This window comes from Sphingomonas sp. PSPC2-2 (assembly GCF_049897725.1).
Classification (GTDB): domain Bacteria; phylum Pseudomonadota; class Alphaproteobacteria; order Sphingomonadales; family Sphingomonadaceae; genus Sphingomonas.
In genome coordinates this window covers 268,921-284,664 of the sequence record NZ_JAFCWU010000004.1, presented here as the reverse complement: position 1 = coordinate 284,664, position 15,744 = coordinate 268,921, and the positions used below count along the sequence as shown (strand labels likewise).

The 15,744-nt window shown below is 63.0% G+C and carries 15 protein-coding genes; 1 reads left to right on the top strand and 14 read right to left on the bottom strand.

The genetic code is table 11. The annotated features are described in order from the left end of the window. Nucleotides 1-29: 29 nt before the first annotated feature. Nucleotides 30-515: a bacterioferritin gene (bfr, locus tag ACP7BY_RS09650; RefSeq protein ID WP_010402625.1), complete on the top strand. Its 486-nt coding sequence runs from the start codon at nt 30-32 to the stop codon at nt 513-515. 39 nt (nt 516-554) lie between these two features. Here the strand turns inward: bfr and ACP7BY_RS09645 are convergent, their stop codons facing one another. From ACP7BY_RS09645 to nuoF, 14 genes are all read right to left on the bottom strand, one after another. Beyond that, nucleotides 555-833 (bottom strand): DUF1467 family protein, encoded by a 279-nt coding sequence (locus ACP7BY_RS09645; RefSeq protein WP_010402623.1) that lies wholly within the window; start codon nt 831-833, stop codon nt 555-557. Between the two features lie 5 nt (nt 834-838). Beyond that, on the bottom strand, nt 839-2,416 hold the full coding sequence (locus ACP7BY_RS09640; RefSeq protein WP_171010453.1) for a ribonuclease J: 1,578 nt from the start codon (nt 2,414-2,416) through the stop codon (nt 839-841). A 201-nt stretch (nt 2,417-2,617) separates the two neighbouring features. After that, entirely contained in the window at nt 2,618-3,400 is a 783-nt protein-coding gene (locus ACP7BY_RS09635; protein ID WP_033963250.1) for a type III pantothenate kinase, read from the bottom strand. A gap of 14 nt (nt 3,401-3,414) precedes the next feature. Continuing rightward, nucleotides 3,415-4,125 carry a biotin--[acetyl-CoA-carboxylase] ligase gene (locus ACP7BY_RS09630; RefSeq protein ID WP_033963289.1) on the bottom strand — a complete coding sequence of 237 codons (711 nt, stop codon included), beginning with the start codon at nt 4,123-4,125 and terminating at the stop codon, nt 3,415-3,417. Between the two features lie 8 nt (nt 4,126-4,133). Continuing rightward, a complete protein-coding gene (gene nuoN / locus ACP7BY_RS09625; RefSeq protein ID WP_033963251.1) occupies nt 4,134-5,573 on the bottom strand; it encodes an NADH-quinone oxidoreductase subunit NuoN in 1,440 nt (479 codons plus the stop codon). Then, nucleotides 5,570-7,099, bottom strand: coding sequence for an NADH-quinone oxidoreductase subunit M (locus ACP7BY_RS09620; protein ID WP_033963253.1), 1,530 nt, complete (start codon nt 7,097-7,099; stop codon nt 5,570-5,572). Before ACP7BY_RS09620 ends, nuoN begins: the two co-directional genes overlap by 4 nt. Continuing rightward, the gene (gene nuoL / locus ACP7BY_RS09615) at nt 7,096-9,180 is read right to left on the bottom strand and encodes an NADH-quinone oxidoreductase subunit L (RefSeq protein WP_033963254.1); all 2,085 of its coding nucleotides are present in this window, start codon (nt 9,178-9,180) and stop codon (nt 7,096-7,098) included. Before nuoL ends, ACP7BY_RS09620 begins: the two co-directional genes overlap by 4 nt. Before the next feature lie 7 nt (nt 9,181-9,187). Next, complete coding sequence (gene nuoK / locus ACP7BY_RS09610; protein WP_010402606.1) at nt 9,188-9,493, bottom strand: NADH-quinone oxidoreductase subunit NuoK; 306 nt, start codon at nt 9,491-9,493, stop codon at nt 9,188-9,190. Further along, complete coding sequence (locus ACP7BY_RS09605; protein ID WP_033963256.1) at nt 9,490-10,101, bottom strand: NADH-quinone oxidoreductase subunit J; 612 nt, start codon at nt 10,099-10,101, stop codon at nt 9,490-9,492. The genes nuoK and ACP7BY_RS09605 overlap by 4 nt, the downstream gene beginning before the upstream one ends. Before the next feature lie 33 nt (nt 10,102-10,134). Continuing rightward, nucleotides 10,135-10,620: an NADH-quinone oxidoreductase subunit NuoI gene (gene nuoI, locus ACP7BY_RS09600; RefSeq protein ID WP_010402602.1), complete on the bottom strand. Its 486-nt coding sequence runs from the start codon at nt 10,618-10,620 to the stop codon at nt 10,135-10,137. Beyond that, nucleotides 10,617-11,672, bottom strand: a complete 1,056-nt coding sequence (gene nuoH / locus ACP7BY_RS09595) for an NADH-quinone oxidoreductase subunit NuoH (RefSeq protein ID WP_033963258.1) — start codon at nt 11,670-11,672, stop codon at nt 10,617-10,619. The genes nuoI and nuoH overlap by 4 nt, the downstream gene beginning before the upstream one ends. Then, a complete protein-coding gene (gene nuoG, locus ACP7BY_RS09590; protein WP_137902343.1) occupies nt 11,669-13,669 on the bottom strand; it encodes an NADH-quinone oxidoreductase subunit NuoG in 2,001 nt (666 codons plus the stop codon). The genes nuoH and nuoG overlap by 4 nt, the downstream gene beginning before the upstream one ends. A 23-nt stretch (nt 13,670-13,692) precedes the next feature. Further along, a complete protein-coding gene (locus tag ACP7BY_RS09585) occupies nt 13,693-14,442 on the bottom strand; it encodes a hypothetical protein (protein WP_033963260.1) in 750 nt (249 codons plus the stop codon). Continuing rightward, a complete protein-coding gene (gene nuoF, locus ACP7BY_RS09580) occupies nt 14,439-15,743 on the bottom strand; it encodes an NADH-quinone oxidoreductase subunit NuoF (RefSeq protein ID WP_137902344.1) in 1,305 nt (434 codons plus the stop codon). The genes ACP7BY_RS09585 and nuoF overlap by 4 nt, the downstream gene beginning before the upstream one ends. Nucleotide 15,744: the final 1 nt, after the last annotated feature.

Here is a 15,744-nt window from a genome sequence, read left to right as displayed (position 1 = left end):
CGTCCGCGAACCGCAAAAAGGACGTATAAATGCAGGGCGATATCAAGGTCATCGAGTATCTTAACGAGGCACTCAAAAACGAACTGACCGCGATCAACCAATATTGGCTGCATTATCGGCTGTTCGATCATTGGGGCGTACGCAAGCTCGCGGCATTCGAGCGCCACGAATCGATCGACGAGATGAAGCATGCCGACTGGCTGTCGGAGCGCATCCTTTTCCTCGATGGCCTGCCCAATTTCCAGATGCTCGGTCGCCTGCGCATCGGCGAGACCGTTGAGGAAGTCCTCAAGGCCGATCTCGCGCTCGAGATGGACGCGCTTCCGCTTCTGCGCGACGCGATCGAGCATTGCGAGAAGGTCCGTGACTATGTCAGCCGCGACCTGTTCCGCCGCATCCTCGACAGCGAGGAAGAGCATGTCGACACGCTCGAACGCCAGTTCGAGATGATCGCGCGCATGGGCATCGAAAATTACGTCCAGCTGCAGAGCAAGCCTGCCGACGACGAGGGGTAAACCCTCGTCCGCATTACCCCCTCCCGCTCGGGAGGGGGCTTACTCCACCCCGTTCCACGCGCCGAACACGTCGATCATTTGCGGCGTCAACCAGCCGAAATGGTAGTTCAGCATATAGAGCGACCACAGGATCGTCGCGACGATGGTTACGCGGATCGCGACCTTGCGCGGATGGAACTCGTGCGGGGCGCTCTCGGCCTGGCCGGGGACGCGTTCGACCCCGGCCTCGTCGCTGGTCTTGACCCCGAAGGGCAAGACGAAGAACACCGAGAACGCCCAGAACAGGAAATAAATCGCCAGCGCCGAGGTCCACCGCATGTCGGTTAGGCCTCGATCAGCAGCACGTCGACATTGGGCTTCTTGCCGGTCCAGCGCGTCGCGACCTTGCGCGCGGCCAGCCGGATGTTCTCCCGCAGTTTCTCGCGGTCGCGCCCATTCTGCTTGGCGGCGGCGATGACGGCATCGACCGTCTCCTCCAGGAACGGATCGCGGTCTTCCTCGACCGGGATACCCTGAATGCGCACTTGCGGCGTCCCGATCAGCCCGCGCGACCCAATCGCCACCGCGACCGAAATCTGCCCGTTGATCGCCAGCTTGCGACGTTCGTTGATCGTCTGGCCGTCACCCGGCAGGATTACGTCGCCATCGAGCACGAGCCGTCCGACCGGTGCATTGCCGATCTTGGTCGGCGCGCCAGGAGCCAGCCGTACGATGTCGCCATTGGTCTGCACCAACGCACGCGGCACGCCTTCGGACAGGCCGAAGCGCGCTTGCTCCATCAGGTGCCGCATTTCGCCGTGCACCGGCATCAGCAATTCCGGCTTCATCCAGCGGTACATTTGCAGCAGCTCGGGCCGACCCGGATGGCCCGACACGTGCACATGCGCCTGGCGGTCGGTGATCATGATCACGCCCTTGGCGGCGAGCTGATTCTGGATGCGGCCGATCGCGACTTCATTGCCCGGGATCTGCTTGGACGAGAACACGACTGTGTCCCCGCTATCGAGCGAAATCGGGTGCTGGCCATTGGCGACGCGCGCCAAGGCGGCGCGGTCTTCGCCCTGCCCGCCGGTCGCTACCACCAGCACCTTGTCACGCGGCAACCGCATCGCCGCCTCGGCATCGATCGTGTCGGGGAAATCCTTGAGATACCCCGTAGCGCGCGCAACCTTCAGGATGCGATCGAGCGAGCGCCCCTGTACGCTGAGCTGGCGTCCCGTCTCGCGTGCGACCACGCCAAGCGTGTGCAACCGTGCCGCGTTCGACGCGAACGAGGTTACCATTACGCGGCCCTTGGCCTGGCTGATAACGCCCATCAGGCCCGACAGCACATCGCTCTCCGACCCCGAAGCCTCGGCATTGAACACGTTCGTGGAATCGCAGACGAGCGCCAGAATGCCGCCACTACCGATCGCCTCGAGCGCCTCCGGCGAGGTGGGATGGCCGATCACCGGAGCCGCATCGAGCTTCCAGTCGCCGGTGTGGAACACCCGGCCATATGGGGTATCGATCAGCAGCGCGCTCGCCTCGGGAATCGAGTGAGACAACGGCACGAAGGTCACGCCGAACGGCCCGAGGTCGACCTTGGTATCGGGCTTGATGACCTTCAGCTTGACCCGGTTGGCATTACCTTCTTCCTCGAGCTTGCCGCGGATCAGCCCGGCGGTGAACGCCGTTGCATAAAGCGGCACGCCCAGATCTTCGGCCAGATACGGCAACGCGCCGATATGGTCTTCATGGCCGTGCGTCAGCACGATGCCGACCAGATCGTCGAGACGCTCCTCGATGAATTGCAGGTCGGGCAGGATCACGTCGATGCCGGGATATTGCGGATCGGCAAAGGTGATGCCGCAATCGACCATCAACCACTTGCCGTTGCAGCCATAGAGATTGACGTTCATGCCGATTTCGCCCGACCCGCCCAGGGCCAGGAACAGGAGTTCTTTCTTGGGTGTTGTCACGGAGGTGTCTGTTCTTTCAAAGATGGTCGCGCGAACGCGAACCGGGGGATGTGCGCGGTCAGGCGCGGAATTTCGTAGAGATCGGGGAAGCGGGGCACCGCACAACCACAGGGTTCTGGCGGAGGCGCACGCACGCTGACTCTAGGACGCTATATGGGCGCGATCCCACAAAATCGCCAGCCCCTGAATTGTAAGGTCGGGTTCGACCATGTCGAACATAGTGGTATGCTGCTCGAACAGGATCGCGAGGCCTCCCGTCGCGATGACGCGCACGGGACGCCCAACCTCCGCCTTCATCCGCGCAACCAGCCCCTCGATCATGGCGACATAGCCCCAGAAGATGCCGATCTGCATCTGGCTGACGGTGTCCCGACCGATCACGCTTGTCGACGCAGGCGCTTCGATCCCGATGCGCGGAAGCTTGGCTGCAGCGGTAACCAGCGCATCGAGCGACAGGTTGATGCCCGGCGCGATGATGCCGCCTTTATAGGCACCGCTATAGTCGACTAGGTCGAGCGTCGTCGCGGTGCCGAAATCGATCACGATCAAATCGCCACTGTGCAACGCGTGCGCCGCGATCATGGTGACGGCGCGGTCGGCCCCGACGCTGCGCGGCTCGTCGACATCGAGCGCCATGCCCCATTCGACCGGCGGCTCGCCGGCAATCAGTGGCTCGCCGCCGAAATATTTGCGCGCCAGCGTTTGCAAATTGTGCAGCGCACGCGGGACTACGGTAGCGATGATGACACCGGTCACCTCGCTCCGATCATAACCTTCCAGCGTCAGCAACTGGCTCAGCCACACCGCATATTCGTCGGCGGTGCGGCGCGGGTCGGTCGCGATACGCCAGCGCGCCTTGATCGTGCGGCCCTGGACCAGGGCGAAGACGACATTGGTGTTACCGGCATCGATCGCGAGCAACATGGGCGTAGAGCCTCTCACAGCAGAAAAACGTCGCCAGCGTGAATGACACGGGCCGCGCAATCCGCCAAGCGCAGGATAAGGGCACCGTCCTCGCCCAGCCCGTCGAACAAGCCGTCCACCGCCGTGCCATCGGCGAGACGCGCGGTCAGCGCGGTACCTGGGCGGTGCGCCCGTTCGATCCAGCGCGCCCGGACGGGCGCAAGCCCCTGCCCTCGCCACAGGCCGAGCCAGCGAGCATACGACTCGGCCAGGGTTTGGGCGAAGTCGGCCGGGTCAACGCCCGCGCCCCGCGCCGCGAGGCTGGTGGCGGCGCGATCGGTATCATCCGGGTAATGGGCAAGATTGACGCCGATCCCCACCACTACCGCGTCATCGGCCCGTTCGAGCAAAATGCCCGAGAGCTTCGCACCCGCAATCAGCAAATCATTGGGCCATTTGATCAGCAGCGCCTCATCCGCCCCCGAAAGGCCAAGATAGGCCCGCACGACCTCGTCCAACGCGACCGCCGCCACCAGCGCCAGCGTTGCGGGCGGCGGATCGCTCGCGCGCACCCGCACCAGCGTCGAACCGTAGAAATTGCCAACCGGCGACACCCACGCCCGCCCTTGCCGCCCGCGCCCGCCAAGCTGTCGCTCGGCACGCAACCACAGCCCCTCGCCTACCCCGGAACGGGCAAGCTGCAGCATGTCGGCGTTGGTCGACCCCGTCTCGGCGACGGTGCGGATCGTAACCGTCAGAACAGCGCCTTGGCGGCGGTGGTGGTCCACACGCCGAGCGTACCCAAGGTCAGCCACCCGACCGGCGAGACGAACAGCGCCGCTAGCGTAACCAGCAGGCTCTCCACCGGCGTGGCGCGACCGCTATAGGCCTCGCCCGGTGCGTCAAAGTACATCACCTTGACCACGCGCAGGTAATAATAGGCACCGATCACCGACGCGACAAAACCTGCGACCGCCAGCGGATACAAACCACCGTGCACTGCGGCGTTGAACACCGCCAGCTTGGCATTGAAGCCCAGCAGCGGCGGGATGCCCGCCAGCGAGAACATGAAGGTCGCCATCGCCAAAGCCAGCGCCGGACGCGAGCGCGACAGGCCCGCCAGGCTGACGATCGTCTCGACCGGTTGCCCCTCGCTATCCTTCATCTGCAGCACCACGATGAAGCTGCCCAGCGTCATCACGACATAGACCGTAAGGTAGAACAGCACTGCCGCCACGCCGTCCTGCGTACCGGCGGCAAGACCGATCAGCACGAAGCCGACATTGTTGATCGACGAATAGGCCAGCAGGCGCTTGACGTTGGTCTGCCCGATCGCCGCAACCGCACCGAAGATGATCGAGGCAAGCGCCGCGAAGATCACGATCTGCCGCCATTGGTCCGTGGCCGGGCCCATCGCTTCCACGGCAACGCGCACTGCAAGGCCGATCGCCGCCACCTTAGGGGCCGAGGCGAAGAACGCCGTCACCGGCGTGGGCGCGCCTTCGTAGACGTCGGGGGTCCACATATGGAACGGCACCGCGCTCATCTTGAACGCCAGCCCGGCAAACACGAACACCAGCCCGAAGGTCAGCCCCAGCGAACGCCCCGCGCCATAAGCGGTCGCGATCGACGAGAACAACGTGGTCCCGCTGAACCCATAGACCAGGCTGATGCCGTAGAGCAGGATACCGCTCGCCAGCGCGCCCAGCACGAAATACTTAAGCCCCGCTTCGGCCGAGCGTACATCGCGCCGCATGAAGCTCGCCAGCACATAGGCAGCAAGGCTCTGCAGTTCGAGGCCGACATACAGCGTCAGCAAATCGCCCGCAGACACCATCATGCCCATACCCGCCGCCGACAGCAGGATCAGCACCGGATATTCCGGACGCAGGTCATCACCGCGACCGATCGCGAAGAAGCGCGGCGCGAGGATGATGGCAACCGCCGACGCACCATAGATCAGCACCTTCGCAAAGGCGGCAAAGGCATCCGCGCGGTACAAACCACCAAAGGCCGCCCCGCCCGACGAGGCCGGGCCCATCAGCGCAATGCCAGCGCCGATCAGCACCGCAACCGACGCCCACGACACCAGTCGTGTGGACGCTTGTCCACCCCACGCCGACACCAGCATCAACGCGATCGCGCCAACCGCCAGCACCAGTTCCGGCAAGGTCATCAACAGCGAAGCGTTCATGGCCGTGCCTCCGCATGTTCGGCGGGTGTCGCCAGCGCCTTGCCAGCGGTCGGCAGCGAATCGCCAGCCGGTGCTGCCCGCGCGATCCGCGCCTGCAAGGTCGCCACATCGCCGCGCATCGGGGCGAGGAAGCTCTCAGGGTATACCCCCATCCACAACACAACGGCGGCAATCGGGGCCAGCAACGCAATCTCCCGCAGGCTCAAATCCGGCATGGTGCGGACATCGTCATGGACGATCTCGCCAAACACCACGCGGCGATACAGATACAGCATATAGGCAGCCCCCAGGATGATCCCGGTGGTGCACAGCAAGGTCGCCAGTGTCGACACGCGATAGGTCCCGGCCAGCGACAGGAATTCGCCGACGAACCCGCTCGTGCCCGGCAAGCCGACCGACGCCATGGTGAACAGCATGAACAGCAAGGCGTAGCGCGGCATGTTGATCGCAAGGCCGCCGTAACGGCTGATCTCGCGCGTGTGCAGCCGGTCATAGATCACACCGACGCACAGGAACAACGCCGCCGATACCAGGCCGTGGCTGAGCATGACGATCATCGCGCCTTCCAGACCCTGGCGGTTGAAGGCGAACAGGCCGATCGTCACGATCGCCATGTGCGCGACCGAGGAATAGGCGATCAGCTTCTTCATGTCGGACTGCACGAGTGCGACCAGCGAGGTGTAGATCACCGCAATCGCCGACAGCGACAGGATCAGCCAGCCGAACTGCGCCGAGGCTTCCGGGAACATCGGCAGCGAGAAGCGCAGGAAGCCGTATCCGCCGAGCTTCAGCAACACGCCGGCCAGGATCACAGAACCTGCCGTCGGTGCCTGCACGTGCGCATCGGGCAACCAGGTGTGGAATGGCCACATCGGCATCTTCACCGCGAACGAGGCGAAGAAAGCAAGCCACAGCCACGGCTGCACGCGCACCGGGAAATCGGTGCCCAGCAGCGTCGGAATGTCGCTGGTGCCGGAATAGCTGACCATCCACAGCATCGCGACGAGCATCAGCAGCGAGCCCAGCAGCGTGTAGAGGAAGAATTTGTACGAAGCGTAGATGCGGTTCGCGCCGCCCCAGATGCCGATGATCAGGTACATCGGGATCAGACCAGCCTCGAAGAAGATGTAGAACAGGAACATGTCCTGCGCCGTGAACGTGCCGATCATCAGCATTTCGGTGATGAGGAACGCCGCCATATATTCCTGCACGCGCTCGGTGACCGCCACCCAGCTCGCGCCGATGCAGATCGGCATCAGGAACACGCTGAGCATCACCAGCATCAGCGCGAAGCCGTCGATACCGAGCTTCCAGCTGAACACGCCCAGGCTGCCGGCATTCTCGACGAACTGCCACTGCGGCCCGCCAATGTCGAAATTGGCCCACAGCCAGATCCCGAGCACGAGATCGACCAGCGTCGCGATCAACGCGATCCAGCGCGCGCCCTGCGCACTGGCAAAGAGACAGGCAATGGCTGCGATCGCCGGGATGGCGAGCATGATCGATAGCATGGGAAGGCCGCTCACTTGCTCGTCGCCCAAATGTTGATCGCCCAGGTCACGGCCCCGGTTAACCCCAGCAGCATGACGAACGCATAAGTGTATACATATCCCGATTGGACCCTGCCCGCGACGCGCGCACTCCGCTCGACCACCCACGCGGCACCATCCGGCCCCAGGCGGTTGATCGTCTTCTCGTCACCACGGTGCCAGAAGAAGCGGCCGAGCGCGAAGGCAGGCCTCACGAACAGCAGGTTGTAGAGTTCGTCGAAATACCATTTGTTCAACAGGAACAGGTAGATCGGACGGTAGGTCGCGGCCAGCCTGGCCGGTGCTTCCGGCGCGCGGATGTAGAAGATGTACGCGCCCAGCAGGCCGAGCAGCATCGCCACCGACGCCGACAGTTTCACACCCAGCGGAACCTCGTGCATCGCATGCATCAGATGCTCGTTGAACGCGATCGCGCCGTGCCAATAGGCCTCGCCTGCGCTCGGCTCGATGAAATAGCCGTGGAACACGAAGCCAGCGAACACCGCACCAATCGACAGCAGGATCAGCGGGATCAGCATCGGGAACGGGCTCTCATGCGGATGATAGCCACCCGTCCCGTCGCTATGCGCCGCATGGCCATGGCCGTGATCGGCATGGGCGTGCGCATGGTCGTGACCATGATCGTCATGGCCGTGGCCATGCGCATCGTGCAGCGCGTGCTGGATATGCTCGGACTGCTCCCAGCGCGGCTTGCCCCAGAAGGTGAGGAACATCAGGCGCCACGAATAGAAGCTGGTCAGCAACGCAACGATGATGCCGACGATCGACGCGCCATGCTGGCCAGCGGCCCAGGCGCCCTCGATGATCGCGTCCTTCGAATGGAAGCCCGCAAAGCCAAAGGCGATCGGATTGCCGAACACCGCCGGAATGCCAACGCCGGTAATCGCCAGCGTGCCCATCATCATCCCCCAGAAGGTCAGCGGGATGTGTTTCCGCAGGCCGCCATAATAGCGCATGTCCTGCTCGTGATGCATTGCATGGATCACCGAACCGGCACCCAGGAACAGCAGCGCCTTGAAGAAAGCGTGCGTGAACAGGTGGAACATCGCCGCGCCATAAGCGCCACACCCGGCCGCGAAGAACATGTAGCCGAGCTGCGAACAGGTCGAATAGGCGATCACGCGCTTGATGTCAGTCTGCACCAGCCCGACCGTCGCCGCGAACAGGCAGGTCGCCGCACCGATCGTCATCACGACATGCAGCGCGAAGGGCGACGTTTCGAACATCGGCGACAGGCGGCACACCATGAACACACCGGCGGTGACCATCGTCGCCGCGTGGATCAGCGCCGACACCGGGGTCGGGCCTTCCATCGCGTCCGGCAACCAGGTGTGCAGGCCGAGCTGCGCCGACTTGCCCATCGCACCGACGAACAGCAGCAGGCACAGCAGCGTCATCGTATCGATGCGATAGCCGACGAACCCGATCGTCGACCCCGCCATCCCCGGCGCGAGCCGCAGGATTTCGGGGATCGAGATGGTGTGGAACACCAGATAGGTGCCGAAGATGCCGAGCATGAAACCAAGGTCGCCGACACGGTTGACGACGAACGCCTTGATCGCGGCGGCATTGGCGCTGGGCTTGCGGAACCAGAAGCCGATCAGCAGGTAGGACGCGAGACCCACGCCTTCCCAGCCGAAGAACATCTGGACCAGATTATCGGCGGTCACCAGCATCAGCATGGCGAAGGTGAACAGCGACAGATAGGCGAAGAAGCGCGGCTGGTCCGGGTCTTCATCCATATAGCCCCAGCTATACAGATGGACGAGCGCCGAGACGCTGGTGATCACCACCAGCATCACGGCCGTCAGCGCATCAACGCGGAGCGCCCAGTCGATGCGCATGTCGCCCGAGTGGATCCAGTCGAGCACCGGCGTCACCGTGGCTTCGCCACCGCTCAGATATGGGATGAAGACTGTCCAGCTCAGGAACGCCGAGATAAACAGCGCGCCCGTCGTCACGATCTTCGGCAGGACCGCCCCGAACGTCTTGTTCGAGAAGCCCGCGACGATCGCCGCCAGCAGCGGCAGGAAAACGATGAAAAGGATAGACGTCACGTCGCGATCACCCCTTCATCCGGTTGACATCGTCAACCGAGATCGTCCCGCGGCTGCGGAAATAGATAACGAGAATGGCCAAGCCGATCGCGGCCTCGCCAGCCGCCACCGTCAGCACGAACATCGCGAAAACCTGGCCCACCAGGTCATGCAGATAGCCCGAAAAGGCCACGAAATTGAGGTTCACCGCCAGCAGGATCAACTCGATCGCCATCAGCATGACGATCAGGTTCTTGCGATTGGCGATGATGCCGAACACGCCGAGCGCGAACAGGATCGCCCCGACGACGAGATAATGGCCGAGCCCAATCACAGGTCTATCCCTCCGCCGACAGTCGGCTGCGTGTTGCGCGTCGCATCCTGCGGACGCCGCGCATTCTGGCGTGCGATGTTCTGCTTGCGCGAACCCGTGCGGTCGCGGTGTGTCAGCACGATTGCGCCGATCATGGCGACCAGCAGTACCAGCCCTGCCCCTTCAAACACGAACAGATAGCGCGTGTAGAGCAGCATCCCGAGCGCTTCGATATTGGGCACCGTTTCCGGCGTCGGCGCGGCGCGGCGGGCGAGCTCGATCTTGCCCGCGCTCCAGGCCCCGAAAGCGACCATGATCTCCGCCGCCAGCCCGATCGCGAGCACCGCGCCGAGTGCCGCGTAGCGCACGAACCCCGCGCGCAGCTCCGCAAAATCGATGTTGAGCATCATCACCACGAATAGGAACAGCACGGCGACTGCGCCCACGTAGACGATGACGAGCAGCATCGCGATAAACTCCGCCCCCACCAGCACCATCAGGCCGGCGGCGTTGAAGAAAGCGAGGATCAGCCACAGCACGGCATGGACCGGGTTGCGGGCGGTAATCGTCAACGCGGCCGACACGATAACGATCGTCGCGAAGAGATAAAAGGCGAGTGCCTGTATCACGGAATCAGTGGGCCCCTTACAGTCGGCTGGCGATTAACGGTACGGCGCATCGGCGGCAAGGTTCGCCGCGATGGCGCTTTCCCAGCGATCCCCGTTGGCGAGCAATTTCGCCTTGTCGTAAATCAGTTCCTCGCGCGTTTCGGTCGCATATTCGAAATTCGGTCCCTCGACCACGGCATCGACCGGGCACGCTTCCTGGCACAGGCCGCAGAAGATGCACTTGGTCATGTCGATGTCGTAGCGCGTCGTGCGGCGGCTGCCGTCGTCGCGCGGTTCGGCCTCGATCGTGATCGCCTGTGCCGGGCACACCGCCTCGCACAGCTTGCACGCGATGCAGCGTTCCTCGCCATTCGGGTAGCGCCGCAGCACATGCTCGCCACGGAAGCGCGGGCTGAGCGGGTTCTTCTCGAACGGATAGTTGATCGTCGCCTTCGCCTTGAAGAAATACTTCAGGGTGAGAGTGTGCGCCTTGAGGAACTCCCAAAGCGTGTAGGATTTGATGATCTGAGCAAGGCTCATGACGGAACTCCAACGCGGGTCAGCATGAGGAAGCCGGACACCAGGAACACCCAGAACAGCGACAGCGGCAGGAAGATCTTCCACCCCAGCCGCATCAGCTGGTCATAGCGGTAACGCGGGACGGTCGCCTTCACCCAGCTGAACACGAAGAAGAACAGCAGGATCTTGATAAACAGCCAGAGGATCCCCGGCACCGCGTACAGGATCGGAAGATCCAGCGGCGGCAGATATCCGCCCCAGAACAACGTCGCGTTCAAGGCGCACATCAGAATAACGTTGGCATATTCACCAAGCCAATAAAGCGCGAACGCCATCGACGAATATTCAGTCTGATAGCCCGCGACCAATTCGCTCTCGGCCTCGGCCAGATCGAACGGCGCGCGCTGCGTTTCGGCCAGCGACGAGATGAAGAACACCACCGCCATCGGGAACAGCAAGGGGTTCAGGAAGAAGCCATTGACCGGCGTCCCCATCACGCTCTTCTGCGCTTCGACGATTGTGGTCAGGTTGAAGCTGCCGCTCCACAGCACGATCGAAATCAGCACGAAACCGATCGCGACCTCATAGCTCACCATTTGCGCCGCCGCGCGGATCGCCGAGAAGAACGGATATTTGGAGTTGGACGCCCAACCCGCGAGAATGATGCCGTACACCCCGAGCGACGACGCGGCGAGCACATACAGCAAGCCGACATTGATATCAGCGAGCGCGGCTCGCGCATCGAATGGCACCACCGCCCACACGATCAGCGCGACCGTAAAGGTGATAATCGGCGCGATCAGGAACAGCGTCTTGTTCGCTGCCGAAGGAACAATCGTTTCCTGCAGGAACACCTTGAGGCCGTCGGCGAAGGATTGCAGCAACCCGAGCGGGCCAACCACGTTCGGACCACGGCGCAGCGCCATCGACGCCCAGATCTTGCGATCGGCATAGATGATCATCGCCACTGCCAGCATCAGCGGCAGCGCGATCAGCAGAATGTCCATCAAAGTGGCAAGGAACCACGCCCAGCCAAAGGGAAGGCCGAAACGGTAGGTGAAGAAACTGGTCATTCCGCCGCCTCCGCGAATTCCTGGCCGTGGACAAGTTCAGCCGAGCAGCGCTGCATCGTCGGCGACGCGCGACAGATCGCGTTCGTCAGATAGAAATCCTTGATCGGATAGCCGGCGATCTCGCCCGCAGCGGCCGCGTCGAGCGCAGGCGGTGCCCAGTCGAACGTCGCCAGCCCCAGCGTTCCGAGCGCAGGCGTATCGACCGCCATCGCCGCGCGCAGTTCCTCGATCGTATCGAACGGCAGCGTCTTGCCCATCACGCCCGACAGAGCGCGCAGGATCGTCCAATCCTCGCGGGCATCGCCCGGCGGGAAGACGGCGCGCTCGCCGCGCTGCACCCGGCCTTCGAGATTGACATAGGTGCCGGATTTCTCGGCATAGCTCGCCGCCGGCAGAACCACGTCCGCTGCCGCTGCCCCCTTGTCGCCATGATGGCCGATATAGACTTTGAACGTATCCGCAAACGCGCCGAAATCGACTTCGTCCGCGCCCAGGAAGAAAGCGAGCTTCGGCTTGGCCGCAACCAGGTCGGCAATGCCGCCCTTCTGCGCATAGCCCAGCATCAACCCGCCCATGCGGCTCGCCGCCATGTGCAGCACGTTGAAGCCGTTCCAGCCATCCTTGACCAGACCCAGCGACGGCACCAGCGCCAGCGCCGCGCCAAGCGCCTTCAGCCCAGCCCCGCCGACGATCACCATCGGACGCTCGGCCTTGGCGAACGCCTCGGTCACCGCCTCGGGCAGATTGCCGAGCACGCCGAGATCGGCACCCAGCCATTCGACCTTATAGGTCAGCTCGGTTTCCGGCCCGATCGCGAAGACCTTTGCGCCCTTCTTGATCGCCTTGCGGATGCGCGTGTTCACCAGCGGCGCTTCCCAGCGCACGTTGCTGCCCACGATCAGGATCACATCGGCCTTTTCGGTGCCCGCGATCGTCGTGTTGAAATTGACCGCAGCCAGGCTCGACGTGTCATAATCCATGCCGGTCTGGCGGCCTTCGAGCAGGGTCGAGCCCATGCTGCCGAGCAGTGCCTTCGTGGCATACATCGTCTCGCAATCGACCAGATCGCCCGCGACCGCAGCCACGCTCGCGCCCGCATCGACCTGCGAGATCGCCAGGAACGCCGCATCCCACGATGCTTCGGTCAGGCGACCGTCTTTACGGATATACGGCTTGTCGAGGCGGCGGCGGACAAGACCATCAACCGCGTGGCGCGTCTTGTCGCTCGCCCATTCCTCGTTCACGTCCTCGTTGATGCGCGGCAGCGCGCGCAGCACCTGGCGACCGCGTGAATCGAGCCGGATGTTGGTGCCGACCGCGTCCATCACGTCGATGGTCAGCGTCTTCTTCAGCTCCCACGGGCGCGCCTCGAACGCATAAGGCTTGGAGGTCAGCGCACCGACCGGGCACAGGTCGACGACATTGCCCGACAGTTCGCTCGTCACGGCATGTTCGAGATACGACACGATCTGCATGTTCTCGCCACGCCCGATCGCACCGATTTCCTCGACGCCAGCGACTTCCTCGGCAAAACGGATGCAGCGCGTGCACTGGATGCAGCGCGTCATCACCGTCTTGACGATCGGCCCCATATATTTCTCGGTGACCGCGCGCTTATTCTCGCTGTAGCGCGACTGGCCACGGCCATAGGCAACCGATTGGTCCTGCAGATCGCATTCACCGCCCTGATCGCAAATCGGGCAATCGAGCGGATGGTTGATGAGCAGGAACTCCATCACCCCTTCGCGCGCATTCTTCACCATCGGCGAGTTGGTGAAGATCTCCTGCTTGTCCGCCGCCGGCAGCGCGCACGATGCCTGCGGCTTGGGTGGTCCGGGCTTCACCTCGACCAGGCACATCCGGCAATTGCCGGCGATGCTCAGCCGCTCATGATAGCAGAAACGCGGGATTTCCTTGCCGGCGAGTTCGCACGCCTGGAGCACGGTGGCACCAGCGGGAACTTCGATCTCGACGCCATCGACTTTAAGTTTAGGCATGGTTCGCGCTCAAACTTTCTTATTCATGGTTTCGCCGCAGCAGCGACTTGAGCCTGCTGTGGGCGAGAAAAGCGATTCCACAATCCATCTGCGACATAGACGCGAATGCTCGCCGGACTCATCGAAAACTGGATGCCTTGTTCCAGGCATTTGCCCAATGCGGGTGCCAGTGCCCGTGCCGCCGCTCGCTCGCTCGCACTTGCGGGCATAGTACGGAGCAACGCATCCGACCCGCTCACATCGTTAAAGACTACGCAATCTGCAAATGCTCCGAGCGCCCGCGCCTTGGGCAAATTGTCGCTATTGGAGACGTAGGTCCGATCAATAACTTCCACCGACCCGGGGGCGAGCGTAGGCGCGACAGGGTGGCCCGCAAGATATGTTTCTTCAGCCAAAAATCCGCGTAACATCTCGCGCTTGAATTTGAAGCCAAGCGTGTTTTGCGTGACGCTCGCCTGCTTCCCAAGGCACTCTGACATGTCAAAGGTACTAGCTACATCGGAGATTTTTGCGGCCTTTATATCCACGCTCACGGGGTCACTATAGGTTAGTATTACGGCCGCTGCCTTCTTATTGCGATTGTAAATGCACCGAGCAAACGCCTTCTTGATTAAGCCTGCGTCCTTCGCCTCCACGGCCTGCGGCGCAACCGGAATGAGCGAGCCGGTCTGCACTTCGGGCTTCAACTGACCGAACGCAACCGCAGGCATCAAGCCGACAAACAGTACCATGACCGGTAGTGTCGACTGTCTCAAGGCGATTGCAGCGCTCATTCCGCCGCTTCCATCATCGGGCTCAACCCGCCGCCACGCTTTTCAGTGATCCGCCGCTCCATCTCGGGGCGGAAGTGCTTGATCAGGCCCTGGATCGGCCAGGCCGCCGCATCGCCGAGCGCGCAGATCGTGTGGCCCTCGACCTGCTTGGTCACCTGATACAGCGTATCGATCTCGGAAATGTCCGCGTCGCCGGTGCGCATCCGCTCCATCACGCGCCACATCCAGCCGGTGCCCTCGCGGCACGGCGTGCATTGGCCGCAGCTCTCATGCTTGTAGAAATAGGACAAGCGGCTGATCGCGCGGACGATGTCGGTCGACTTGTCCATCACGATGATCGCGGCCGTGCCCAGACCCGAACCGACCTTCTTCAGGCCGTCGAAATCCATCGGGCAGTCCATGATCTCGGCGGCCGGCACCAGAGGCACCGACGATCCGCCCGGGATCACCGCGAGCAGATTGTCCCACCCGCCGCGAATGCCGCCGCAATGCGTCTCGATCAGTTCGCGGAAGGTGATCGACATCGCTTCTTCGACCACGCACGGCGTGTTCACATGGCCGCTGATCTGGAACAGCTTGGTCCCGCGATTGTTCTCCGCGCCAAAGCTGGCGAACCATTCCGGCGAGCGTCGCAGGATCGTCGGGACGACCGCGATCGACTCCACGTTGTTCACCGTGGTCGGGCAGCCATACAGGCCCGCACCCGCCGGGAAGGGCGGCTTCAGGCGCGGCTGCCCCTTCTTGCCCTCCAGGCTTTCGAGCATCGCGGTTTCTTCACCGCAAATATAGGCACCTGCGCCGCGATGGACGAACACATCGAAATCATAGCCCGATCCGCTCGCATTCTTGCCGATCAGACCCTTGGCATACGCCTCGGCGACGGCCGCGAACAGCACTTCGGCTTCGCGGATATATTCGCCGCGAATGTAGATGTACGCCGCCCGCGCGCGCATCGCATAGCCCGCGATCAGCGCGCCTTCGATCAGCTTGTGCGGGTCATGCCGGATGATCTCGCGGTCCTTGCACGAACCCGGCTCGGATTCGTCGGCGTTGATGACCAGAAAATTCGGGCGATCCGGCTTCGGTTCCTTGGGCATGAACGACCATTTGGTGCCGGTCGGAAAACCCGCGCCGCCACGGCCGCGCAGGCCAGACGCCTTGACCGCGTCGATCAGGGCATCCTGCCCGCGCGCCATCAGGCCCTTGGTGTCATCCCAATCGCCACGCATGATCGCGGCGTCGAGCGTCCACGGCTGGAAGCCGTAGACATTGGTGAAAATGCGATCCTTGTCCGCGAGCACG

What these genes read in the sequence shown, in the direction of transcription:
- nuoI (WP_010402602.1), bottom strand. Translation starts at nt 10,620, where the DNA reads ATGAGCCTTGCTCAGATCATCAAATCCTACACGCTTTGGGAGTTCCTC.
- ACP7BY_RS09635 (WP_033963250.1), bottom strand. Translation starts at nt 3,400, where the DNA reads ATGTTGCTCGCGATCGATGCCGGTAACACCAATGTCGTCTTCGCCCTG.
- ACP7BY_RS09640 (WP_171010453.1), bottom strand. Translation starts at nt 2,416, where the DNA reads ATGAACGTCAATCTCTATGGCTGCAACGGCAAGTGGTTGATGGTCGAT.
- nuoN (WP_033963251.1), bottom strand. Translation starts at nt 5,573, where the DNA reads ATGAACGCTTCGCTGTTGATGACCTTGCCGGAACTGGTGCTGGCGGTT.
- nuoG (WP_137902343.1), bottom strand. Translation starts at nt 13,669, where the DNA reads ATGCCTAAACTTAAAGTCGATGGCGTCGAGATCGAAGTTCCCGCTGGT.
- ACP7BY_RS09585 (WP_033963260.1), bottom strand. Translation starts at nt 14,442, where the DNA reads ATGAGCGCTGCAATCGCCTTGAGACAGTCGACACTACCGGTCATGGTA.
- nuoH (WP_033963258.1), bottom strand. Translation starts at nt 11,672, where the DNA reads ATGACCAGTTTCTTCACCTACCGTTTCGGCCTTCCCTTTGGCTGGGCG.
- ACP7BY_RS09645 (WP_010402623.1), bottom strand. Translation starts at nt 833, where the DNA reads ATGCGGTGGACCTCGGCGCTGGCGATTTATTTCCTGTTCTGGGCGTTC.
- bfr (WP_010402625.1), top strand. Translation starts at nt 30, where the DNA reads ATGCAGGGCGATATCAAGGTCATCGAGTATCTTAACGAGGCACTCAAA.